Source organism: Roseovarius sp. S88 (assembly GCF_037023735.1).
Lineage (GTDB): Bacteria > Pseudomonadota > Alphaproteobacteria > Rhodobacterales > Rhodobacteraceae > Roseovarius > Roseovarius phycicola.
This window is the reverse complement of record NZ_CP146069.1, coordinates 484,872-506,032: the sequence shown is the minus strand read 5'-3', so window position 1 is coordinate 506,032 and position 21,161 is coordinate 484,872. Positions and strand designations below refer to the sequence as shown.

Sequence of the window (21,161 nt, the reverse complement as noted above, 5' to 3'; positions counted from 1 at the left end):
CCATCCCCTTGCGTTAATCCGGTGCAGCCTTGGCAGCCATTGGCCGAATGTCAACGGGATTGGCATTGAAATTGAGCCTCTAATCGCGACATATAAACCAGAGCTAAAAAGGAACGTGACATGGACATCCGCCAGTTAACCGATGATTTTGCCGTTTCGCCGCAAATTGATGTGGCGCATATGAAGGAAATCGCCGGGGCCGGGTTTCGCTCACTCCTTTGCAACCGGCCTGATGGTGAAGAGATGGGGCAGACCGATTATTCTGCTATTGAGGACGCCGCCGCGCAGGAAGGGCTGGAAATACGGTGGATTCCGATTGTGTCTGGCATGGTCACGCAAGAGGCAATGTCCGAGTTCACCGCAGCACTTGATGAGATGCCCAAGCCGATCCTGGCCTATTGCCGGTCCGGTACACGCTGCACCATGCTTTGGAGCATTGCGCAATATGGCCGTTTGGATGATCAGGAGATTGTCAGTCGTGCCGCCAAGGCAGGCTATGACATGGGGCCTTTGATCCAGCAATTGTCAAACCGTTGAGTGTCTGGGCACTTCTAGGTCGCACGCCAAGTGGCGTGCGCGGGTTCCGCATGGACGGGGCGCAATTGCTAGAAGAAGTCGCAGCCTCTGAGAGTGGAGCCTCACTAGCGCTGTTGGTCAAAGATGGCCCAGTGGTGCGAATTGGAGATGGAGACGCTGAGGCGTTGCCCGTCGCGGTTTTGCCTGGCGATGGGATTAGCCTGTCCAATCTCGAACAGAAAAGCCCGCCAGATGTCATTAGCGGTTGGGTCCGGCTTTGGGTTGCAGGTGCGTTGGCGTCGAAACCGAACTGGGCTGGTGTGATCGTTGTAACCCATGGCGACGTCACACATTGGCTTCAGATCAGTGCAGATGAAGTGGTCAGCGTGCAATCGGTTATCACTCAACGTTTGTTATCAGCGTTAGGTGGGGCAGACAGGTTGGATGCCTCGGCCCTCGCCGACAGCATGAGCCAGCCCGAGAGGTTGGCGGCGCATCTGCGCAAGGCTGGCGTGACAGGTGACGCCGCCGCCGCGACAGGGCATCTTATGGGTGTCGAATTGGCGGCCACACGACCCTATTGGTTGGGGCAAGAGGTCATCGTGATCTCGGAGGTTCCAGGGCTTCATATGCAGGCGTTGGAACATCAGGCTGTACCCTGCACGGCCTGTCATCCGCAGGATATGCTGGCACCGGGTCTGGCGGCTCTGGCGCAAAGCCTTGGGTATGTGGACTAGGCCTCAACCGGCGCACCACCACGGATGCGGCACGGGCCAAAAGCAGCGGCGAGGGAAAGGATACTCCCCGACACTGTAGCGATCATCCCTGCCGCGCTGACGGCATTCTCAAATCCCAACCAAAGCGGGCCATATCCGGCCAGAACATATCCCAGCACTGCTGAAACTGTGGCAAAGACGACGGACCACAAAACCTGTGCCTCCAAGCTGTTGGTCATCATACGAGCCGCTGCAGGCGGGCAGATAAACATGGCGATGACGATGATTGATCCCACCGCATCAAAGGCGGCAACAGCAGCGATGGCGGCGGTGACAACAAGGCCAAGACCAATGTGATTCACTGGTAACCCAATGGTTTGTGCAAACCCTTCGTCGAACGTGGAAAGTTTGAGCGGCCGCCAGAAGAGGACGCACATCACAAGCACAAAAAGCGTGGTGATCGCCATGCGCCACAGTTCAGGCGGCATTCCGGCCAGCGCCTCAAGATCAAAGAGCGAAGACCACCCAGTGGCGTCGAGCCAAATCAGGCTTTCCAGATTACCATAAAGCGCGTGTTCCACATCGAGATGTACAGACGACGTGTCCGATTGCTCAAGCAGCAAGACGCCGCCTGCAAACATCGCCGTGAACACCACCCCCATGGCCGCGCCCGGCTCAATCCGACCGAGACGCCGCACCGCCTCTATGAGACCCACAGCGACAAGAGCTGCAATGCCGGCACCCATCATCATCGGCCATGCGCTGAGCGTGCCGGTCACCAAAAAGGCGAGTACAATGCCGGGCAGAACCACGTGGCTGATGGCATCCCCGATAAGGGCCTGTTTGCGCAAAAGCAGGAAGTTTCCCGGAATAGCGCAGGCTATGGCGGCGCAGATCCCGATGACCAACGGCGGCAGGGAAAGAGGAACAAACTCGGCGCCGGTCATCATGTGGTGGCCCTCGGTCCAAGTCCTTGATCCAGCGCTTTGAGCTGATCCGGGGTCAAAACGGTGTCGAGTGGCGTCAGCCCGTCGTAATGCGCCGCAGCCTCGGCATGCGCAGGATCAGAGCGCAGCACCTGCCAGCGGCGCTCGTCTAGCAGGGCGCGGGCGGCCTGGGCCTGACCGGTTTCCGTGGCCACGCCATCGGCGCGCACTAAACCACGGCGTTTCATCAGGCGCAGTGTGAGGCGTTCATAAATTGGCTGATCTGTGGCCAGCGCCAGCAGACCTTGGCGCACGTGCACCTGCGCCTGAAAGTGGCGATGGCGCAGCATGGCGGCGAGAACGCCACGCGCAGGAGCTATGAGCAATGACATCAAGAAGATGGCAAAGGCCACAAGCACGATGATCGGACCGGTGGGCAACGCGGGGGCCGTGGCGGATATGGCCGCACCGACATAGCCTGCGGCACCGCCAAACGCCCCAGCCAACAACACCACATGGCCAACACGGTGGCTCCAGAACCGGGCGGCCACAGCAGGGATTATGAGAAGCGCCACGATCAGGATGAGACCTACGATCTTGAGGCCGACAACTGTGATCGCCATCGCCAGACCCATCATGGCAAGCTCAATCCGGCGCACGTTCATACCCGCTCCGGCGGCGAATTCCGGATCAAAGGCCACGGTGGTCATAGGGCGTCGCAGGATGAGAACAGCCAATAAAACAAGTGTTCCACCCAAAGCAATCACCACGGCATCGTTCCAGAGCATTCCAGCGGTGGAGCCAAGAAGGAAGCTTTCCAGCCCGGCCTGTCGACCGGCGTTCATAGACTGGATCACGGTCAGAAGCACGATACCAAAACCGAAGAACACCGAAAGCACCGCGCCAATGGCAGCGTCCTCGGACAGACGCGTTCGATGGGTGAGCGCACTGACGCAGAGCAGTCCGATAGCTGAAGTGACCGCAGACCCCAGCAATAATCCTAATAGAGATCGACCATCGCCGCCAAACGCCACCATGAGCATAAAGGCCAGCGCCACACCAGGAAGTGTTGCATGGCTGATGGCATCACTGACCAAAGCGCGTTTGCCAAGAAACAGGAATGTGCCCGTCGCCCCGGCGGCGATGCCCAAGAGCATGGCACCGACCGTCACCAACGTGGCGTTGTAGCCAAGCTGCAGGGTGAGCGCCTCCAAAAGCATCGGATCAGATGGCCGCGCCCATTTGCGCGGTGGCCAGACGTCCGCCATAGGCGGCTTGCAGATTGGGCTGGGTAAAGGCCTCGGCTACGGTGCCTTCTGCAATGCGTGTGGTGTTGATCAGGAAAACCCGGTCAAAATACTCCGGCACGGTGGCCAGGTCGTGATGCACGGCAACCACGGTTTTGCCGGCAGCGCGAAGCTCTTGCAGGACAGAGATGATGGCCTTTTCGGTGGCGGCATCGACCCCGGCAAAAGGCTCATCAAGCAGGTACAGGTCGGCCTCTTGCGCCAGGGCACGTGCGAGGAAGACGCGCTGTTGCTGACCCCCGGACAATTGCCCAATCTGGCGGCTGGCAAAACTTTCCATTCCAACCCGTGCGAGACTGTCGAGCGCGATCTTACGATGTGCGCCGCTCACTCGGCGCAGCAAACCCAGGCTGCGGTATTGACCCATCATCACCACGTCCAGAACCCGCGTCGGGAAATCCCAGTCCACGCTGGCACGCTGTGGAACATAGGCAATACGGGCGCGCTCAGAGGCCAAGGGTTGACCCCAAACAGAGATCAGACCCGAGAGCGGTTTGACAATCCCAAGGGCAGCTTTGAGCAAGGTGGATTTACCAGCGCCATTTGGGCCGATGATGGCGGTCATTTCGCCGGGGTGGAACGTGGCATCAACCGAAAACACCGCCGGTTTTTCACCGTAGGACACGGTCAGGCCGCGAATGGCAAGAGGCGCATCGAACTCGATTGAGCTGGTGACGCGATGGCCTTCTGCTGCGATGAGATCAAGGGACATGGCCTAGCTTCCTGCCGACAGTTTGGCGTTCATACCGCGCGCGGGCACGTCGCCTCCCAGCGCCGCCGTGATGGTTGTCACGTTGTGGTCGATCATGCCGATATAGGTGCCTTCATACGTGTCCGACTGACCCATAGCGTCCGAGAAAAGCTCTCCGCCGATCTTGACTTCGTGGCCTTGGGCCGCGGCCCCTTCGATCAGGGCTCGGACATTGCGGTCACTGACTGAGCTTTCCACGAAGACCGCTCCGATGCCACGTTCGACCAACATGTCCGCCAATGTGCTGATGCGGTTGAGCCCAGCCTCAGACTCAGTCGAGATGCCTTGAATACCGATCACTTCAAAGCCGTAGCTCTGGCCGAAATACCCAAAGGCATCATGCGCAGACAGCAGAACGCGCGCAGGTTCAGGCACGGTGGTGAGGGATGTGCGGGCATAGGTGGCAAGACGCTCGATCTGCGCCAGATGCGTCTCGGCATTCGCGGCAAACGCATCTTTGTGCGCTGGTGCAACGTCGCTCAACGCGTCGCGCACCGCAACGACCACATGCGCCCAAAGCTCAGGCACCATCCAGACATGCGGGTCAAACCGCCCGTCATAGTCTTCGTGGGCAATCAGCAGCTTCTCTGGCACTGCTTCCGCCACAGCGACGACATTTCGCCGCTTGCCAAGCTTAAGCAGGAACTCCTCCATCTGTGCCTCCAGATAGAGCCCGTTCCAGAGCACCAGATCGGCCTCTGTCGCGGCCACAAGATCCGAGCGGGTTTGCCGATAGGCGTGCGGGTCAACACCCGGCCCCATCAACGCTTTGACATTGACAAGATCACCGCCGACCTGAAGCGCGGCATCTGCGATCATGCCTGTGGTTGCCACGACAGACAGTTTTGTTTCGGCAAACGCAAAGATGGGCGCCGCGGCCAGTGAAGCCGACACCAATGTGCTTTTCAGAAAGTCTCTGCGCTTGAGGCGCATGAATACTCCTCAGGGTCTGCGTTGTTCTGTATTGAATATGAGAGTCATTCGCAAAAAGTCAATGCAATTGCGAATTATTCGCAAGAAAGGGACGGATTTCGAGTGTTCTTACCCCCTAGGAGAGGAAAATTGGTCTGTTTTTAAGCAGAAAGGTCGCGGTCTGCATACGAAATTTGCGCAACTTCCGTGTTGGAAAATTCGTATTTTCCAGCCCGTTTTCTACGCAGAAAACGGGTGGGTGCGATCACCCAAAGCCACCCTACCCAAACCCGATCTCAAATCGAGTGCCGCTGAATGTATCCGCCAGTACAATCTCTCCCCCCGCCACCTCAATCATCGTCTTGACGATGGCCAAGCCCATGCCCGTGCCACCCTCCGCACGGCGCGTGGTGAAGAAGGGCTCAAAGATATGCGCGCGATTGCCAGGTGCGATGCCAGGGCCGTCGTCGGAGACGCTGAAGCCGTCGGATATGGCCGAGAGCGTGACGGTTTGCGCGCCGTGAGCCGCTGCATTTTGCGCCAGATGCGCAAGAACCGCACGCAAGGCGTCGAGGTCAAGCGGCACGGAAGTGTCTTGTTCCACGCGTATTGTGAGATCAGCATCCAACCCTTCACAAGCCTCAGACAGACTTGATGGCCCCTTGCCCACAGGATCGCGCGCCGAGGCGAGGCGGCGCAGGGCGTGAAGCTGATCCTGCATTTTATAGGCCGAGGTGCGGATCGTGTTAGTCAGCGCCGCGCGGTCCTCAGCTGAGCTGTCAGATTGAAGAAGTTCGGCGGCACCAATCAGGCTGGTGAGAGGCGATTTAAGCTCATGCGTGACGTGGTTGGTGTAGGCGCGCAGGCCTGCTTCGCGATCCTGAAGCGTGGTGCTCATATCAATAACCGCACGCGCCAGATCGGAGAGCTCCGGCGTACCGAACTGTGTCGGCAAGGGCGCATCGTCGCGCCCCTCCTTCACCGCCAGCGCATGAGCGGTGAGCGCATAGACGGGCCGAAGCACGAGACGCCAAAGCAAAAACGCCAGAAGCGACGTCACAACAATGGCGAGGGTGAAAAACAACAGGGTGGTTTCTCCCCAGCCGAGGATGAACCCAGCGACTTTGAAGTATCCGATGGAGATAGCAGGAAGGATCAGGACCGCCGCCAACGTGCCGCCAATCACAAGCGCCAAGGGCGGTCGCCATTTGCGCCGAATGCGCGGTTTTACCCGCCCTGACATGCGCCCATCCGGATGCCCACACCATGCACAGTTTCAATCGCCGTGTCGCACCCTGCCTCGGCCAGTTTGGCGCGCAAATTCCGCAAATGGCTATCAAGTGTCCGGTCCGAGACATGCAGGGATGGGCCGTAGACTGCGTCGGTCAACTGCGCCTTGGTGGCGACATGGTCGGGGCGAGCCATCAAGTGAGCCAGCATGTCCATTTCGCGTTTGGTCAGGGCGACAGGCTGGTTTTCGAACGTGCACAGGTGACGTCCGGGATCGAGTTGCAGCGCGCCGCGCGTCAGCATGCCTTGCGAGATACCTGGTGCCACACCGGAGGTGCGTTTGAGGATGGCGCGTATCCGCGCCAGTAGTTCTCTGGGTGAGAACGGTTTCGTCACATAGTCATCACCGCCCAGCTCAAAACCCAGAACGCGGTCAATCTCGTCATCCCGTGCGGTCAGAAATAGAACAGGCGTGTTGTATTCTGTCCGCAAGCGGCGGCACACCTCCAGCCCATCCATTTCCGGCATGCCAATGTCCAGCACTATGAGATCAGCTTTGCCATTGCGCGCCTTGGCAAGACCTTCTGCGCCATCACCCGCCTCGGAGACGTCATACCCATCCTGCCGCAATGCGATACGCAGCACCTCGCGGATTTGCGGGTCGTCATCAACGATCAGGATGTGGCTCATCACGCGGTCCATCAACACGAGGTTATGTCCGTGAAACTATGCCAGCCCAGCGGCTCGGAAAACCCCTGATCTTGCGGTTGAATTTCCACACTCTTCACCGCGAGGCCCGTCAGGATGGCCAGACCCAAAACAAGGATCAGTAAACGCGCTCTTTGGCGCTTGATGCTTGTTTGGCTATGACCACCTTGACGGGACTGCGGGGGGAATAAGGTTATGCGCCTTTGGTGCACTGCCGATACCATCGTCTCTTGCCTTTATTGCTTTGAGACAACTCTTACCGCGCCGGAGTGCAGCCAGCGCGGAGTGTTTTCGCATTTTTTGTGCAGATGGCCCGTTGTCTAAACCGCGGGACCTATCGGCGTTTCGCTGAGGTGGTCTCGTTTGATCCAGACGCGCGCACCATTCTTGCCGACCTTGGCCAAGGAGGATGCGCCTTTGGGCAAACGCAACCAGCTATCTGCCCTGAACGTATCACCGCCTTCGTCGAAACCTCCGTCCAGCACCAGAAGCTCCAGACCGTTTGGCGCATCAAGCACAATATCGGCCCCCTGCGCCCAACGTTCCAGCATCACATCCTCGGAACCGTCCGAAAAGAGCGGCATGACCTCAACACCCTCTCGATCTGGCACAAACCGCATTTTGTTGGTGTCGACCCGAATATGCGTGCGGTCCGCGAGATCAAACTGCCAGAGCTTGACAAAGATCGTGCAACCGGGCTCCGACCCCGGTGTGTGCGAGGATTGTGGCGGATTTCGAATGTAGCTCCCGGCAGGGAAATCACCGTGCTCATCCTGAAACACACCATCGAGCACCAGAAACTCTTCACCGCCTGTGTGCACATGGGACGAAAACTTGCTGCCCGGCGCATAGCGCACAATCGTGGTAGCACGCGCCACCTCGTCGCCAATCCGATCAAGCATGCGGCGATCTACACCGGCCATAGGCGAGGCAACCCATGGCTCATCGGCGCTATGGACGACGGCGCGTTGAGAAAAATCATCATTGCGTTGCATGGGTTGCGTCCTTTCTTTTATGCCGCGATCGAGGGGCGAGCAGCGACACGAGCGTGCCATGCCTGCAGATTGGCACAGTCTTCTGGTACGTCAATATTGGCAAATCCGGCAAAGGCCAGACCCGCAAAGGCGGTGATGTCGGCCACGCTGAAGTCGTCACCTGCGAGATAGGGGTTCTCAGCGAGAACTCCGTCGAGATAGCGCATGCCCTCCAGGGCGGTTTGCTTCTGATGCTCTCCCCATTCAGCGCATTGATACCCTTCAATCTCTTTGCCAAGGCCGGGCGTGGCATGATGGAAATAGGTGGCAACCGCATCGAGTAGACCGGATTCCGCGCGCCGCTGCATCATATGAATCACAGCGCGATCCTTGGCAGTTTCACCGGTAAGCGACGGGCTGCCATCAAGATGATCCAGATATTCGGTAATGGCGGTGCATTCGGAAATGCAAGAGCCATCCTCAAGTTCAAGCACAGGCACCGCCGCGGACGGGTTCTTGGCGCGGAACGCTTCAGATTGGTGTTCGCCTTCTGGAACGTTGACGGACACAAACTCCACCTGATCGGTCAGGCCTTTTTCAGCCAGAGCGATGCGGATACGGGCAGGGTTGGGGAAACCTTGGAATTCATAAATCTTCATTTTGATACTCCTATCTAGTAGTAGGTAGTTTGCTAGAATTGATTTCTTTTGCCGTCAAGCCTATCTACTCGCAGATAAAGAAAACGTGAGAAATATGGCTGAGACCCGCGACCAAATCCTTGATCTTGCCGAGCGCGCCATTCGCCTGCGTGGCTACCATGCCGTGAGCTTTCGCGACATTGCCGATGAAATGGGCATCAAGTCGGCCAGCATTCACTATCATTTCCGCCACAAGGAAGACCTTGGTGCGGCCATGGTGGAACGCTATGCCAAGCGGGTGCATGACTTTGTCGGTGACGCTGGTGTTTTGAATTGGTCAGATGCTGTGGCGCGGTTTGGCGCAGTCTACAAACGCGCGCTGCATGACGAAGACCTGCAGTGCTTGTGCGGGATGCTGGCCGCCGAAAGTGCAGGACTGCCTGATCCCGTGGCGGCGAAAGTGGCGGCATTTTTCAAGGCAAATCTGTCCTGGCTAAAGGCCTCGATGCCGGACAGCGTTGAAAATCAAGACCTTCTAGCCCAGCGCGTGCAAGCGGAAATCCAAGGCGCCATGACCCTTTCGGTCAGCCTTGGGCGATCCGAAATTCTGTATGAGACCGTGGCGCGATTGACGGCGGCGGCACAATCAGAATTTGCATGAGTTCAGAAATAGAAAACGCGTGTTTTCTATCGCATTTTACTTGGGGGAAATGATTGTCAGAAGAAAAAACCCTCGCCGCAAGGGCGAGGGATCAAGTTGAGTGCCATGTGTCAGGCCACAGGCACCGGCGGTGTTCGTGTAGTTTTGTGTATTCAGTTCGGACGCTCAGCCATTTCCGCGCGGATTTGCTGGCGGAAGACGTCGATCGAAATCGGTTTGCCGTCGCGCTTGATGCACCAGTAGGTCCAGCCATTACAACTTGGTGCGCCTTCCAGAGCTGCACCAACTTGGTGGATGGAGCCACGGTGATCGCCCCCTACAAGTGTGCCATCGGCGCGCACTTTGGCCTTAAACCGTTTGTTCATGGAGAAAAGCTCTTCGCCCGGGCGCAACATGCCGCGCTCGATCAACTGCCCGAACGGCACGCGCGGTTCGGCACGTTTGCTGGCAGTGACTTGCAGCGCTTCGCGATCAAACTTGCGCACTTTTGCCAGACGTTTCTCAGCCACTTCGCGATATGCCACCTCGCGTTCGATGCCGATAAAGTCACGTCCCAGCATCTTGGCCACGGCACCGGTTGTACCCGTGCCAAAGAAAGGATCCAGAACCACATCGCCCGGATTGGTTGTGCCCAAAAGCACGCGGTGCAAGAGGCTCTCGGGTTTTTGCGTCGGATGGGCCTTGTCGCCCTTGTCGTCCTTCAACCGCTCATGCCCGGTGCAGATCGGCAGGACCCAGTCGCTGCGCATCTGCACGCCTTCATTGAGCGCTTTCAGGGCCTCATAGTTGAAGGTGTATTTGGCGCCCTCGCCCTTGCTGGCCCAGATCAAGGTCTCGTGCGCATTAGTCAACCGCTTGCCTCGAAAATTGGGCATCGGGTTGGACTTTCTCCATACCACATCGTTGAGAATCCAGAACCCCGCATCCTGCATCGCCGCGCCAACGCGGAAGACGTTATGATATGATCCGATGACCCAAATCGCGCCGTTGGGTTTGAGCAGGCGTTGTGCGGCTTTGAGCCAGTCGCGGGTAAAAAGGTCATAGGCATCAAAGGATGCAAACTGGTCCCAGGCATCATCCACAGCATCGACCTGACTGTTGTCGGGGCGGTGCAAATCGCCACGCAGTTGCAGGTTATAAGGGGGATCGGCAAAAATCAGGTCGACAGACTCCGCCGGGAGCGCGTTCATCGCGTCCACGCAATCCCCATTCAGAATCGTGTTCAAAGGAAGCGCAGTCGCGCCCTTTTTGGTCTTGGTCTTCGTCATGTCTGCCTCTGTCCCGGCGCATCGTTGGCGCTCTGGTTGTTGAGGCTGAGCATGAGTCAAAGCTGATTCGCGGTCAAATTCTTTTTTGAATCAGTCGTTTATGTTTTTTGCTTGATACAATATATTGTGCACCGGCTTGAACGAACGCCTATGATGTGGGGTTGGGCCGAGTTTTTGGAGCGCAGACATGTGGCTTTTTGATCCATAGCCTGCATTTGTCTCCCAGCCGTAGCCGGGAAACTGTTGCGCCAAATCCCACATGATCGCGTCGCGGGTGGTTTTGGCCACGATAGATGCTGCTGCGATGGAAAGTGATTTGCCGTCGCCCTTGATGATGGGCTGCCCTGGGCAACTTAGATCTTTTGGGATCATGTTACCATCGACCAAAGCAAGGCAGGGGTGCCGACCAAGCCCGACAACGGCCCGCTCCATCGCAAGATGTGCGGCGCGCAGAATGTTGATCTCGTCAATTTCTTCAACACTGGCATGGGCCACGCACACTTCGGCGACCCGGAAAATCTCTTTGCTCAAGGTATCCCGACGTTTGGCCGTAAGCTTTTTCGAGTCATTGAGACCTTCGGGAATGTGCTTTGGGTCCAATATAACGGCTGCGGCTGTCACTGGCCCGGCCAACGGCCCACGTCCCACCTCATCGACACCGGCGATGGTGATATGACCGTCCAACATGGCTTGGGTTTCAAATGAAAAATCGGGAGCAGACATGCACTCTACAAAGCACGACTGGCGCGGACAAAAAGAGAGAGACCCGAATTTCTTCGGGCCCCTCGTTTCTGCTCGATGTTTATACCGCCTGCGTATCAGCCAGGTGTGACGTAGCCATGCTTTCTGAGGCAGCGCCCACTGTAAATTACGCGCTGACCGCCGTTGTATCCCTGAGCACGGACCGCGCAGTTGTGTGGCAAGGCGTTGAATTGCGAATAGTTGTTCAGCAGGCAGCGGCGACCGTAGCCATAGACGTCACCCCGACGCGTATACCCGTCGCGACGGCAGCGCACTGGCAAAGCGCGGCGTTTGGACTGGTTTTGGTACCGGTAGCGATGCCCGTCATCCTTATAGCGCCTGTTGTGGTTGTACTGGTGCTTTGAAACGTGATTGCGTGCGGCGGCTTTGCGACGGCGGTCTTTGCGGTCTTCGGCAATCACTGCGCCAATGATCGCAAGAGCGGCAACGCCCGCGATGACTTTTGCCGCGTCGTTGTCTGCACGTGCCGGTGCAGCGGTCATACCAGTGACGGCAATCGCCGCCGCCAGAATGATGGAGATGAAAATGCGGTGCGTCATGTTTTGTCCTTCCCGACAGTAAAGATCGTTATCTGTGCCCTGCGCTGTTGGTCACGTGATCGGGTGGCAGCAGACGGGGCGTGTCATGGAATAAAACTGGGCTTACCTCCCTCAGACAGGCAATAACGGCAGGGTGTTATCGGATAACACGCCGCACTCAGCCGGATTTCGCGATTGAGTTATTGAATAGCGGCAGGCTCTCGCGCATTTTGAGCGCATGAAACAAAAACTCTTCTCCTGCCTTCTGGGCACTTTTCTTGTCATTGCGACCGCAAGTGTTGCTCAGGCCGCCTGTGTGGCCGAGTACAAAGCCAAGAGTGACAAACCGTTAAAACTCTTCTTTAGTACCGCTCAGATCAGCGGACCCTGCACGGTTGGCAATGCCACCAAGCAGTTGCGATCACAGCTGGCGGCACAGGGCCTGACCTTGCTCAAGGTCGTTTCCGTGCGCGAAGGATAAGTCAGGAAGGAGAGCGCTCTTGCATGAGCTAACCGATTCCGCCTCAGACGCCCGGCGCTCGGGCAACCGAGTTGTTTTGTTCGGGGTCGCCGCGATCGTCGGGATCCTGGTGGTCGCGGCCATTCTGCTATTTGTCTCTTTGCCTGACGCAAACGCGTTCAACGCCAAGGTAGAACGCATCTTTGTGGAAAATGATGAGCTCAGCTCGGACGCCGAAATCAAGCTGCTGGAAATCCTGGCGCTATCCGGCACAGCCTTTTCCGAGACGCTGACCAGCTATCGCATGGTGATCTTCGTGCTGCTGGTCTTTGCCACGGCACTTCTGATAGCGGCCTTGGTGTTTCTCATTATGCTGATCACACTCAACCGCCGCATGGCGCAGATCGAACGATCGGGCATTCAAGTGAGTTCCCTGCTGATCAGCCGCGAAGAGAAGACGGTTTACCTCAACAACATGGGGTTCAAGCTGACTGATGCGGCGATGGAAACGCTCGCCGTTTTGGCCGAAGCGCGCATGGATGATGACGTCATGACCGGGGCAGAAATCGAGGCTGTGATCTCGGGGCGTGCCAGCGCGGATTGTGAAGAGGCCGCAGGTGCCACAAGGATAAAGCGCCTGCGTGACACGCTGGGCAATCAGATGATCAGTGAACTTCTGGTCAAAAACATTGCGCGCCGCGGCTATATGCTTGCCATTGATAAGGATGTCATCAAGGTCATCTGACACGCATCATCTGGTTGCAGCAGCAGTGACGAGGCCCGTGTTTGAACACATGCCCCGTCACGCACCCAATGGACTCGTTACGAACTCACACACCGCCAAAACTCGGCGTTACCCTCTTAAGAAACATCCAAGGCTTGTTTGCCGCCCTGGTGAGTCAAAGATGGGGCATTGCGGTGCTGGATATAAGGGGGAAACGGTATTTGGGTTTCCCTCCGAAAATGGCAATCGAACCACTCGCGGAAAGCGCCACCACAGGCCGTTTCGATGTCACATTCCCGATCTGACCGATCCGTTTCGTTGTCCTGCGTTTCAATATATTGGTGAATGTGTTTGGCAAGGCCGACCAAATCGAATTGACTTGGCTGAGGGTAAACGAAGATCGTCCGAAAGACCAAAGCACTCTATTAGACCCGCGGAAAGACCTGAACGAATACGATTTTTGATCAGGATAGTTCGACGTTACGTTTTCAAGCTTCAACAGCGGCGGTTTGGGCGATGGCCTCAAGATCACCACGGCCTTCGTCACCCACGATGACAAAATTCGCGTTCTGGCCACCCCAGCTGACCATGTCGAAACCATCAATGCTGCGCTCTGTGAAACCATCGGCAGGCGTGTCTGTTTGGATGAGACATAAGGCCACAACGCGCCCTTCGGTATCTTTGAACATCAGTTGCGACACAGGTTTGCCAGCAGCCACAAGCAAGCGCGCACCCTGAAAAGTCAGGCCGTGCTGTGACAAGTCCGGAACGCGGACTTGCGCGCCAACGGTTTTGGTCAACCATGTCTCGATATGGTCCGCTTCGCTCGCGGGGACTTCAACAAGATGCCGTTCCTGTCCGGCATAGACGCGGTGATAATCCGCAATATCTTCCAGCCACCCAGGCGCCGCGGCCAATTGGGTGTTGTTGGTGGATCCGGCAAGATATCCACCAGCCCCACCAATAATCAACGCCACGCAGGCAGCAATCGCGGTGAGCCACGTGAGCGAGCTTGGCTTGTTGGGCAAGTTTGCCGCAGGCGCATCTGTGGCGAGCGGAGCATTTTCAATGGCAGCGGCCAGTTCAAACGGAACCGGTTCGTTCAGGATTTCGGCAAAATCGTCCTGAGCCGCCTGATCCGCAGCAATCAGACTTTCCAGTTCTGCGCGCAGCTCAGCGTCCGTTTCCAGCGCTTTTTCAATCTCAAGTGTCTCTGGCGGTGACAATTCACCGTCGAGAAACGCGCTGAGTGTTTCGGGGTCACGTGTCACTGATCCGCTCCCTCTGTTTGTGCAAGCTCTTGGGCCAAAAGCTTGCGCGCGCGGTGAACGCGGCTCATCACTGTGCCAAGAGGAATGCTCAGAAGCTCGGAAGTTTCGGCATAGCTGTACCCTTCGACTGACACCAAAAGCAACACCGCCGACAAATCTTGCGGCAGGGCAGCGATCCGCCCTTTGAGTTGACTGGCGACAACCGACTCTTCACCGGTGTCTCGCGTGACCAGCTCATTTGTTTCGTCTGCGGGCACGTGGCCCTGACCCAACCGGACCTGACGTTTGCGCAGCTCGCTGATCCACAGATTTCGCGTGATCCGAAACACCCAACGATCCAAAGGCTGGCTAGGGTCCCACTGATCCGACCGGCTCAGGGCGCGCAGGCAGGCGTCTTGCACCAGATCGTCGGCCTCAGTGACAGAACGCGTCATCGTCCGGGCAAACCGACGCAGGCGCGGCAGCATCGCAATCAGGTCTTTTTTCAGATCTTGTGCCAAACAGACGTCCCGAACCGGTTGCACAGGCCAGAACATGGCCGCCGAAGTGATGTTCACAAACGGCGCCGGACACGGGGCGTGTCTTTGAATTTGGCGTGCTTGCTGGTTCGACATTACACACTCCGGACTCGGGTTTCGACTGGTTTACGCATCAGGCGGCAAGATAATTCTTACCACCCGACTTTTTTCGATATCTGGACGCCCAGTGCAGTGATCAAACCAGGCGCGACCGACCTAGATCTTTGGCACAAAACACGCCGCATACACTCTGAGTTCGGGTGCGCCATGTAATTTAAATATTTGTTTTCATATGGCTTTATGATTCCATTTGATGGTGTGAAAAAAAGGTAGCCGCGAAATAATGCGGCTACCGGTTACTCGTTACCAAACAGAAGGGAAAGCGTTGCTATGAAAATAATGCGTGAAAATTCTCTCTTTGAATTCGACTTGAAGTGAGACAGGTCAAATAGAGTGACTAGGTGGCGAGGAGGAAGTTCAGGTTCTCTATTTGGCTTGCGCCGCCAATTGCATTTGGGGTCACTTGACCAGGGTCTGGACTGTGACCGTCCGCGAAGGCCACAATTATGGCCGTGGTAAAAACTGTCAGTGCCGAAATTGCTTTCAGTCGCATGGTGCATGTCCTTTTTGTGCAGGTGGTCGATCAACCCGACGTTCTGTATGGTATGACGCGCCACCTGTTGGAATTATTCTCAGGTGGCGAAATTTTTTCAGTTTTCTTGAACTGGGCTGTGGGTCTATGTGTTCAACGCCCTGCCAAAGCGGGCGCATAGGCGACCAGTGTTTTACTGAATGACCTGCAAAGCGATCTGTTCAAAGCGCGCCATAAGCCGGGTGGGCCGCAACGTGGCAAGGCGCGCCAGAACCATTGCGCTGTGTTCGACATCTTCCTTCAAAGGTCGAATGGCGAGGTTGTGCCCATCATATGTGGTGTCGCCTTTGGGTCGTGTAACCAGCAAAGAATAGCCCAATCCGCATCCCACCATGCCACGCACCATTTCGATGGACGGTGTGCTGTAGGCAATCCTTGGCTCCAAGCCTGCGTTGCGGAACAGGCCCAAAAAATACTCTCGGCTGGGCGGGACGTCCAAAAGGATCAAAGGGGCCTTCGCCAGATCGGCAAGGGAGACCTGCTCGTTTTGGGCAAGTGGGTCATTCATCCCCAAGACAGCGTAGGGCGCACGCGTGGCAAGCGGAGTCTTGTGAATATCTTCTGGTAAATTGATGTCATAGAGCAGCGCGAGGTCCAGCTGACCGGTTTGCAATGCAGCCACCATATGATCCTGTGTCCCCTCGCGAAGATGCAACTGAATCCCGGGGTGTTGCTGGCTCAACGATTGGATCAACCCCGGCAAGACGGCCGGGGCCAGTGTGCTGAAGCTTCCCAATCGCAACTCGCCTTCCAGGTGGCTTCCAGTCTCCATCGTCTGCCGCTCAAGATCAGCGGCATGCGCGAGAAGGCTTCGGGCTAAATTCAAGATCTTGTTTGCCGCAGCCGTTGGCGTCACCCCGCGCGATGGATGACGCAAAAGAAGTTGCACTCCAAGCTGTTCTTCAAGTTTGGTTATGGCCACGGAAATTGTGGGCTGCGACACGCTGAGCTTTTCGGCGGCACCTGCCACAGACCGCATGTCAATGCAGGTCAGCAGGTATTCCAACTGTCGCAGTGTAAAGCGATGCATATCATTAGTTAAAAGCTAATACTTTAATAAATACAATGAATTTTGTAAAATGACTGGGGTTTGCTACAGATTGGTGAAACAGGAGACTGACTCAATGACAGCCATGTTTCGCAATGCGCCGATGCCACACGAAAACCCCGACAGGTTCATCGCCGCTATGGCCGGCGCCGCCACACAGGTGTCCGTTGTCACAACAGATGGCCCCTCAGGCCGTTTCGGCGTAACAGTCAGTGCGTTTTCCTCGGTCTCGGCTGAGCCGCCTCTGGTTCTCGTTTGCATCAACCGCCGCAGCCCGTCCGTAACAGCGATTGAGGCAAATGGTGTCTTCTGCGTGAACCTGCTGGGCGATGATCAGACCGAAATCGCAAATTGTTTTGCCGGCCGCCCGGGCGACGTGACACCCTACGATTTTTCTTGTGCCGAATGGGAGAGGGCCGCAACCACTGCGCCGCTCTTATCGTCAGCGCTGGCCAGTTTCGATTGTCATATCGAAACAAGTTATGATGCTGGCACACACCGAATTTTCATAGGCCGCGTGGCGCGCGCAATAAGCCAGGATGCCGCTCCACTCGCCTTTTCCAAACGCACCTATCAAGCCCTGCGACCGCTTTGACCCAAAGGATGACACCATGATCCGTACTGGAAACGACTACCGCGACTCCCTCAATGATGGCCGTGAAATCTGGATCGGTGGAGAGCGCGTCGATGACCCCTGCAATCACCCGCAGTTCAAGCCGGTGATCGATATCCGTGCGCGCATCTACGACATGCAGCACGACCCCAAGACCCAGGACGCGATGACTTATGAAGAGCAAGGTGAACGGTTCGCCATAGGCCTGCGTCTTCCGTATGAAAAACAGGACTGGCAAGACAAACGCGACGCCGTTGATCTGGTGATGAACGACATCGGCGGTGTGGTCACACGTATGGGCGACGAGACCATTGGTGAGATGTGGTCACTTTGGGACGGCAAAGACATCCTGAACGAGATTGATCCGCGTTTTGCCACCAACATCGAACGGCACATCCATCAATGCATCAAGGATGATCCGTTCCACGTCTCGGCCAACACTGACCCCAAAGGCGACCGCTCCAAGGCGCCGCAGGATCAGGACCCGGATATGCTGGTGCATGTGGTCAAGGAAACCGATGCCGGGATCTTCATTCGTGGCGCGAAGTATGAAACCGCGGCGGCCTATTCCAATCAGGCCTTCCTGAAACCCACGATTGCGAACTGGGGCAATGACAAACTCAGCGACTACGCGCTTGGCTGCATCGTCAAAATGAACGCACCGGGAGTGAAGCATATCTGCCGGACCGGATTTGCCGGTCGCGCAGGGTCGAACGACTATCCTCTGTCCAACCGCGTAGACGAAATCGACACGCTGATGATCCTCGACGACGTACTGATCCCCTGGGAGGATGTTCTGTTCTACCAGCATACCCGCGCCGCCGCCTTCATCCGCACCACCCTGCACCGGTATTCCGCCTTCCCGTTTGTGCAGCGCACGCTGAGCTACGCCGACCTCATCATCGGTGCGGCGCTATGGAACGTGAAACAGACCGGGCTCGACAAACAGCAAGCCGTGCAAGAGAAGCTGAGCGAACTGGCCGTCTGGCGCGAAGGCATTGACGCCTTCCTGACAGCCTCGATTGCCACGGCTGAGAAAAGCCCCAATGGCCTGTTGATGCCCAACCAGTCCATGCTGATGTCCGGTCGGGTGCATGCCCTGACCAACCTGCCACGCATGATGCATATCGCACGCGAACTCTGCGGCGGGCAGATTTGCGTCACACCCGACGCCGCAACGTTTGCCGCGGCGGACACCAAGCCGTGGATGGACAAGTTCTATTCGATCAATGACGACTGGTTGGCTGACGACCGCCGCCGCCTTCTTAGCCTTGCGCGAGACCTGCTGAATTCGGACTATGCCGGCCATCGCCTGACGTTCCAGCTCTTTGCGCAGTCGCCACCCTTTGCCCAACTGGCCGCCGTCTATCGCAATTTTGACTGGCAAGGCCCGCTGGAATTTGCGCACAAAGCGGCAGAACTGTCAGATAACGTCTGGGGCAAAGGCACCCGGCACTAGGCCAAACCCATACGCAGGACGATCCCATGCTTCACAAACGCATTCGCCCCTTCAACACCAAAGAAACCTATCCTGAACAAAACCTCGACAACGACCTGAGTCAGGGCGTGGTGGCCAAAGGCACCATGGTCTTTCTACGTGGTCAGGTCAGCCAGGATCTGGAAACACGCGAAAGCCTGCATGTTGGTGACGTGACCAAGCAAACCGCCAAAACCATGGCGAACATCCAGATGCTTCTGGAAGAGGCCGGAACCACGATGGAGGCCGTGTGCCGTATCGTGGTCTATCTCACTGACATCCGGTACCGCGAGGAGGTTTATCAGGAGATGGGCAAATGGCTCAAAGGGGTGCACCCCTGTTCCACCGGTCTTGTTGTGCCTGCCCTTGCACGACCCGAATGGGTGGTTGAAATCGAAGTGACCGCTGTGATCCCAGACTGAGGTTCAACTGATGACCGCCTCCCTTCTCCTCGAGCAACTCGCGCTCACAGCCAACGGGCCTCTTGAACGCGCGATGAGCGCCGATCCGAGGCTCTATCGTGACGAGGCGGTTGCAGAGCGGGAAACGGACGCGATATTCCGGCAGGACTGGCTATGCCCCGGCTTGGCCGCAGAAATCCCCAATCCGGGCGACTACATCACTTTCAGCATCGCAGGCGACCCGATCTTCACGATCCGTGACAAGGCGGGTGAGATAAAGACCTTTTCGAATGTGTGTCGCCACCGAATGATGCAGCTTTTGGAGGGCAAGGGATGCACCAGTCGCGTGGTCTGCCCCTATCACGCCTGGACCTATGATCTCTCCGGGCAGTTGATCGGCGCTGGCCATATGGAGCGCACGGAAGGCTTCGACAAAAAATCCATCTGCCTGCCAGAAATCCGCACCGAAATCTGGAATGGCTGGATTTATGTTACGCTCAACCCCGATGCGCCGTCAGTCGCGGATAGCCTTGCGCCCCTGCACGACGTGGTCGAGCGATACGGCATGGAGCACTATGTGCCCGTGGTCCATGAAGAGCATGTCTGGAACACGAACTGGAAACTTTTGACCGAAAACTTCATGGAAGGTTACCATTTGCCCGTGGCCCACAAGGCCACTGTTGGAGCATGGTTTCCAGTTGAAAAAACGGTCTTCCCCGACGATGTGCACGACGCGTTCACCTACCAGACATTCCAAAAGGTCGGCAACGCGACCTACGGGCATGCGCATCCCAATAATGAGCGTTTGGAAGGTGACTGGCGCATCACATCCGTTCTGCCAACCGTGTTTCCAACGCATATGTATGTGCTTGCCCCGGATCACCTTTGGTATCTCAGCCTGCGCCCCAAAGGTGTTGGACAAGTCGATGTCCGTTTTGGCGTGGCCATCGCGCCCGAAGTGGATGCGGACCTTGGATATGCGGATGAGCGCCAAGCCTGGATCGACGATCTTGTTACCTTCTTTGAACATGTGAACACCGAAGATCGTCAGGTTGTCGAAGGCATCTTCGCCGGATCAGCCGCCTCACAAGCCGCCCCAGGCCCGCTGAGCTGGCTGGAACGCGAAATCCACGACTTTCAGAAATACCTCTCGCGCCGGTTGGGCGACGGGACCTGACCAAAGGCGGCCGATTACATGACCTTTTCCATCGCAGGACATTGCCAGCGCACCGGGCAATTTGGCGTCGCCATTACGACCTCGTCCATCTCGGTCGGCTCCCGCTGCCCGCACGCCCGCGCCGGTGTTGGGGCTGTGGCCACGCAGAACATCACCGACCCGCATCTGGCGACATTGGTGTTAGACGCATTGGAGGCTGGGCACTCCGCAAGCGAGGCCATCGCAAGCGTCGTGCAAGGTCGGGACAATATCGACTACCGCCAACTGACCGCGATAGATGCCAAGGGCACAACCGCGCATTTCACTGGCGCGCATATTCTGGGAACCAACGCGATCAGCGAAGACACCCACTGTGTCGCGGCGGGCAATCTTTTGTCATCCACCGCAGTGGCAAAGGCCATCACAGATGGATTCATGGCAGATCCATCTGCCCATTTGGCCGAACGTCTGCTCAGCGGCATTGAAAACGGGCTGGCCGCAGGCGGAGAAGAAGGCTCGGTTCATTCCGCAGCTCTTATCGTAGCGGACAAAATGCCCTTCTACCTGGTCGATCTGCGCGTGGATTGGGAAGGCGATGGACCGATCAAGAAACTTCGTAGCCTGTGGCAAGCATATGAGCCACAGATGAACGATTACCTTAACAGAGCGATCGACCCGTCAGCCGCCCCCAGCTACGGCGTCGCCGGCGATCCGTGACAGCGTATTTACCAGACGCGGCATAAAACCTTCCGACTGGATTTTTTTGCGAGAAAATGGCGACCCCGGCAGGATTCGAACCTGCAACCTGCCCCTTAGGAGGGGGCTGCTCTATCCAGTTGAGCCACGGGGCCGCTTGCGGGTTTGAATATCGGCTTGGCTTGGGCTTGTCAGCCACAAAGGAGCAGTGGTTGCGCTGGTTATGGTGATTGCGGTAACATTTTTCCCAGCTATCCC

General features: G+C 57.0%; 25 protein-coding genes and 1 tRNA gene. 11 read left to right on the top strand and 15 right to left on the bottom strand.

The window, feature by feature from the left end; all coding sequences use genetic code 11:
* Positions 1-120: 120 nt before the first annotated feature.
* Positions 121-537: a TIGR01244 family sulfur transferase gene (locus tag RZ517_RS02515; RefSeq protein WP_338549917.1), complete on the top strand. Its 417-nt coding sequence runs from the start codon at positions 121-123 to the stop codon at positions 535-537.
* The gene (locus RZ517_RS02510; protein ID WP_338549915.1) at positions 534-1,253 is read left to right on the top strand and encodes a 2-dehydro-3-deoxygalactonokinase; all 720 of its coding nucleotides are present in this window, start codon (positions 534-536) and stop codon (positions 1,251-1,253) included. Before RZ517_RS02515 ends, RZ517_RS02510 begins: the two co-directional genes overlap by 4 nt.
* Here the strand turns inward: RZ517_RS02510 and RZ517_RS02505 are convergent.
* From RZ517_RS02505 to RZ517_RS02470, 8 genes are all read right to left on the bottom strand, one after another.
* Positions 1,250-2,179 carry a metal ABC transporter permease gene (locus RZ517_RS02505; protein ID WP_338551214.1) on the bottom strand — a complete coding sequence of 310 codons (930 nt, stop codon included), beginning with the start codon at positions 2,177-2,179 and terminating at the stop codon, positions 1,250-1,252. The two genes, RZ517_RS02510 and RZ517_RS02505, sit on opposite strands and share 4 nt — an antisense overlap.
* Positions 2,179-3,378 carry a metal ABC transporter permease gene (locus RZ517_RS02500; RefSeq protein ID WP_338551213.1) on the bottom strand — a complete coding sequence of 400 codons (1,200 nt, stop codon included), beginning with the start codon at positions 3,376-3,378 and terminating at the stop codon, positions 2,179-2,181. The genes RZ517_RS02505 and RZ517_RS02500 overlap by 1 nt, the downstream gene beginning before the upstream one ends.
* 4 nt (positions 3,379-3,382) lie before the next feature.
* Complete coding sequence (locus RZ517_RS02495) at positions 3,383-4,177, bottom strand: metal ABC transporter ATP-binding protein (RefSeq protein ID WP_338549914.1); 795 nt, start codon at positions 4,175-4,177, stop codon at positions 3,383-3,385.
* A 3-nt stretch (positions 4,178-4,180) separates the two neighbouring features.
* Entirely contained in the window at positions 4,181-5,149 is a 969-nt protein-coding gene (locus RZ517_RS02490; protein WP_338549913.1) for a metal ABC transporter solute-binding protein, Zn/Mn family, read from the bottom strand.
* A 259-nt stretch (positions 5,150-5,408) separates the two neighbouring features.
* Positions 5,409-6,371: a sensor histidine kinase gene (locus RZ517_RS02485; RefSeq protein ID WP_338549912.1), complete on the bottom strand. Its 963-nt coding sequence runs from the start codon at positions 6,369-6,371 to the stop codon at positions 5,409-5,411.
* Positions 6,356-7,048, bottom strand: coding sequence for a response regulator transcription factor (locus tag RZ517_RS02480; protein ID WP_338549911.1), 693 nt, complete (start codon positions 7,046-7,048; stop codon positions 6,356-6,358). The genes RZ517_RS02485 and RZ517_RS02480 overlap by 16 nt, the downstream gene beginning before the upstream one ends.
* Positions 7,049-7,386: 338 nt before the next feature.
* Positions 7,387-8,061: a cupin domain-containing protein gene (locus RZ517_RS02475; RefSeq protein WP_338549910.1), complete on the bottom strand. Its 675-nt coding sequence runs from the start codon at positions 8,059-8,061 to the stop codon at positions 7,387-7,389.
* Between the two features lie 17 nt (positions 8,062-8,078).
* Positions 8,079-8,699, bottom strand: a complete 621-nt coding sequence (locus RZ517_RS02470) for a glutathione S-transferase family protein (protein WP_338549909.1) — start codon at positions 8,697-8,699, stop codon at positions 8,079-8,081.
* 94 nt (positions 8,700-8,793) lie between these two features.
* Between RZ517_RS02470 and RZ517_RS02465 the strand changes: the two genes are divergently transcribed.
* Entirely contained in the window at positions 8,794-9,339 is a 546-nt protein-coding gene (locus RZ517_RS02465; RefSeq protein ID WP_338549908.1) for a TetR/AcrR family transcriptional regulator, read from the top strand.
* Positions 9,340-9,491: 152 nt separating this feature from the next.
* On the opposite strand, the gene RZ517_RS02460 is transcribed toward RZ517_RS02465, so the two are convergent.
* The 3 genes from RZ517_RS02460 to RZ517_RS02450 all read right to left on the bottom strand — a co-directional run bounded on the left by RZ517_RS02460 (position 9,492) and on the right by RZ517_RS02450 (position 11,908).
* The gene (locus RZ517_RS02460; RefSeq protein WP_338549907.1) at positions 9,492-10,607 is read right to left on the bottom strand and encodes a site-specific DNA-methyltransferase; all 1,116 of its coding nucleotides are present in this window, start codon (positions 10,605-10,607) and stop codon (positions 9,492-9,494) included.
* Positions 10,608-10,697: 90 nt separating this feature from the next.
* The gene (locus RZ517_RS02455; protein ID WP_317056158.1) at positions 10,698-11,330 is read right to left on the bottom strand and encodes a ribonuclease HII; all 633 of its coding nucleotides are present in this window, start codon (positions 11,328-11,330) and stop codon (positions 10,698-10,700) included.
* Positions 11,331-11,425: 95 nt separating this feature from the next.
* Positions 11,426-11,908: a hypothetical protein gene (locus RZ517_RS02450; protein ID WP_317056159.1), complete on the bottom strand. Its 483-nt coding sequence runs from the start codon at positions 11,906-11,908 to the stop codon at positions 11,426-11,428.
* A 217-nt stretch (positions 11,909-12,125) separates the two neighbouring features.
* On the opposite strand from RZ517_RS02450, the gene RZ517_RS02445 reads away from it, so the two are divergent.
* A complete protein-coding gene (locus RZ517_RS02445) occupies positions 12,126-12,368 on the top strand; it encodes a hypothetical protein (protein ID WP_317056160.1) in 243 nt (80 codons plus the stop codon).
* A gap of 19 nt (positions 12,369-12,387) precedes the next feature.
* A complete protein-coding gene (locus RZ517_RS02440) occupies positions 12,388-13,092 on the top strand; it encodes a winged helix-turn-helix domain-containing protein (protein ID WP_317056161.1) in 705 nt (234 codons plus the stop codon).
* Positions 13,093-13,559: 467 nt separating this feature from the next.
* Here RZ517_RS02440 and RZ517_RS02435 read toward each other — a convergent pair whose 3' ends face one another.
* Both RZ517_RS02435 and RZ517_RS02430 read right to left on the bottom strand, forming a co-directional pair.
* The gene (locus RZ517_RS02435; protein WP_338549906.1) at positions 13,560-14,342 is read right to left on the bottom strand and encodes an anti-sigma factor family protein; all 783 of its coding nucleotides are present in this window, start codon (positions 14,340-14,342) and stop codon (positions 13,560-13,562) included.
* On the bottom strand, positions 14,339-14,956 hold the full coding sequence (locus RZ517_RS02430; RefSeq protein WP_338549905.1) for an RNA polymerase sigma factor: 618 nt from the start codon (positions 14,954-14,956) through the stop codon (positions 14,339-14,341). Before RZ517_RS02430 ends, RZ517_RS02435 begins: the two co-directional genes overlap by 4 nt.
* 470 nt (positions 14,957-15,426) lie before the next feature.
* On the opposite strand from RZ517_RS02430, the gene RZ517_RS02425 reads away from it, so the two are divergent.
* Complete coding sequence (locus RZ517_RS02425) at positions 15,427-15,633, top strand: hypothetical protein (protein WP_338549904.1); 207 nt, start codon at positions 15,427-15,429, stop codon at positions 15,631-15,633.
* A 12-nt stretch (positions 15,634-15,645) separates the two neighbouring features.
* Here the strand turns inward: RZ517_RS02425 and RZ517_RS02420 are convergent, their stop codons facing one another.
* Complete coding sequence (locus tag RZ517_RS02420) at positions 15,646-16,542, bottom strand: LysR family transcriptional regulator (RefSeq protein WP_338549903.1); 897 nt, start codon at positions 16,540-16,542, stop codon at positions 15,646-15,648.
* A 94-nt stretch (positions 16,543-16,636) separates the two neighbouring features.
* On the opposite strand from RZ517_RS02420, the gene RZ517_RS02415 reads away from it, so the two are divergent.
* From RZ517_RS02415 to RZ517_RS02395, 5 genes are read left to right on the top strand one after another with little or no spacing between them, the layout of a single operon-like run.
* Positions 16,637-17,155: a flavin reductase family protein gene (locus RZ517_RS02415; RefSeq protein WP_338549902.1), complete on the top strand. Its 519-nt coding sequence runs from the start codon at positions 16,637-16,639 to the stop codon at positions 17,153-17,155.
* A 16-nt stretch (positions 17,156-17,171) separates the two neighbouring features.
* Complete coding sequence (locus tag RZ517_RS02410; RefSeq protein ID WP_338549901.1) at positions 17,172-18,632, top strand: 4-hydroxyphenylacetate 3-hydroxylase family protein; 1,461 nt, start codon at positions 17,172-17,174, stop codon at positions 18,630-18,632.
* A gap of 26 nt (positions 18,633-18,658) precedes the next feature.
* Entirely contained in the window at positions 18,659-19,072 is a 414-nt protein-coding gene (locus RZ517_RS02405) for a RidA family protein (RefSeq protein ID WP_338549900.1), read from the top strand.
* Between the two features lie 10 nt (positions 19,073-19,082).
* Positions 19,083-20,228: an aromatic ring-hydroxylating oxygenase subunit alpha gene (locus RZ517_RS02400; RefSeq protein WP_338549899.1), complete on the top strand. Its 1,146-nt coding sequence runs from the start codon at positions 19,083-19,085 to the stop codon at positions 20,226-20,228.
* Positions 20,229-20,246: 18 nt separating this feature from the next.
* The gene (locus RZ517_RS02395; protein ID WP_338549898.1) at positions 20,247-20,924 is read left to right on the top strand and encodes a DUF1028 domain-containing protein; all 678 of its coding nucleotides are present in this window, start codon (positions 20,247-20,249) and stop codon (positions 20,922-20,924) included.
* A 57-nt stretch (positions 20,925-20,981) separates the two neighbouring features.
* Here the strand turns inward: RZ517_RS02395 and RZ517_RS02390 are convergent.
* Positions 20,982-21,058 (bottom strand) — tRNA-Arg (locus tag RZ517_RS02390).
* Positions 21,059-21,161 lie beyond the last annotated feature (103 nt).

Bases quoted from the DNA above. Each gene is read 5' to 3' on its own strand.
- RZ517_RS02500 (WP_338551213.1), bottom strand. From the start codon at position 3,378: ATGCTTTTGGAGGCGCTCACCCTGCAGCTTGGCTACAACGCCACGTTG.
- RZ517_RS02405 (WP_338549900.1), top strand. From the start codon at position 18,659: ATGCTTCACAAACGCATTCGCCCCTTCAACACCAAAGAAACCTATCCT.
- RZ517_RS02480 (WP_338549911.1), bottom strand. From the start codon at position 7,048: ATGAGCCACATCCTGATCGTTGATGACGACCCGCAAATCCGCGAGGTG.
- RZ517_RS02455 (WP_317056158.1), bottom strand. From the start codon at position 11,330: ATGTCTGCTCCCGATTTTTCATTTGAAACCCAAGCCATGTTGGACGGT.
- RZ517_RS02425 (WP_338549904.1), top strand. From the start codon at position 15,427: ATGGCCGTGGTAAAAACTGTCAGTGCCGAAATTGCTTTCAGTCGCATG.
- RZ517_RS02460 (WP_338549907.1), bottom strand. From the start codon at position 10,607: ATGACGAAGACCAAGACCAAAAAGGGCGCGACTGCGCTTCCTTTGAAC.
- RZ517_RS02445 (WP_317056160.1), top strand. From the start codon at position 12,126: ATGAAACAAAAACTCTTCTCCTGCCTTCTGGGCACTTTTCTTGTCATT.
- RZ517_RS02470 (WP_338549909.1), bottom strand. From the start codon at position 8,699: ATGAAGATTTATGAATTCCAAGGTTTCCCCAACCCTGCCCGTATCCGC.
- RZ517_RS02430 (WP_338549905.1), bottom strand. From the start codon at position 14,956: ATGTCGAACCAGCAAGCACGCCAAATTCAAAGACACGCCCCGTGTCCG.
- RZ517_RS02400 (WP_338549899.1), top strand. From the start codon at position 19,083: ATGACCGCCTCCCTTCTCCTCGAGCAACTCGCGCTCACAGCCAACGGG.
- RZ517_RS02410 (WP_338549901.1), top strand. From the start codon at position 17,172: ATGATCCGTACTGGAAACGACTACCGCGACTCCCTCAATGATGGCCGT.
- RZ517_RS02505 (WP_338551214.1), bottom strand. From the start codon at position 2,179: ATGACCGGCGCCGAGTTTGTTCCTCTTTCCCTGCCGCCGTTGGTCATC.
- RZ517_RS02495 (WP_338549914.1), bottom strand. From the start codon at position 4,177: ATGTCCCTTGATCTCATCGCAGCAGAAGGCCATCGCGTCACCAGCTCA.
- RZ517_RS02485 (WP_338549912.1), bottom strand. From the start codon at position 6,371: ATGTCAGGGCGGGTAAAACCGCGCATTCGGCGCAAATGGCGACCGCCC.
- RZ517_RS02465 (WP_338549908.1), top strand. From the start codon at position 8,794: ATGGCTGAGACCCGCGACCAAATCCTTGATCTTGCCGAGCGCGCCATT.
- RZ517_RS02475 (WP_338549910.1), bottom strand. From the start codon at position 8,061: ATGCAACGCAATGATGATTTTTCTCAACGCGCCGTCGTCCATAGCGCC.
- RZ517_RS02490 (WP_338549913.1), bottom strand. From the start codon at position 5,149: ATGCGCCTCAAGCGCAGAGACTTTCTGAAAAGCACATTGGTGTCGGCT.
- RZ517_RS02450 (WP_317056159.1), bottom strand. From the start codon at position 11,908: ATGACGCACCGCATTTTCATCTCCATCATTCTGGCGGCGGCGATTGCC.
- RZ517_RS02420 (WP_338549903.1), bottom strand. From the start codon at position 16,542: ATGCATCGCTTTACACTGCGACAGTTGGAATACCTGCTGACCTGCATT.
- RZ517_RS02395 (WP_338549898.1), top strand. From the start codon at position 20,247: ATGACCTTTTCCATCGCAGGACATTGCCAGCGCACCGGGCAATTTGGC.
- RZ517_RS02515 (WP_338549917.1), top strand. From the start codon at position 121: ATGGACATCCGCCAGTTAACCGATGATTTTGCCGTTTCGCCGCAAATT.
- RZ517_RS02415 (WP_338549902.1), top strand. From the start codon at position 16,637: ATGACAGCCATGTTTCGCAATGCGCCGATGCCACACGAAAACCCCGAC.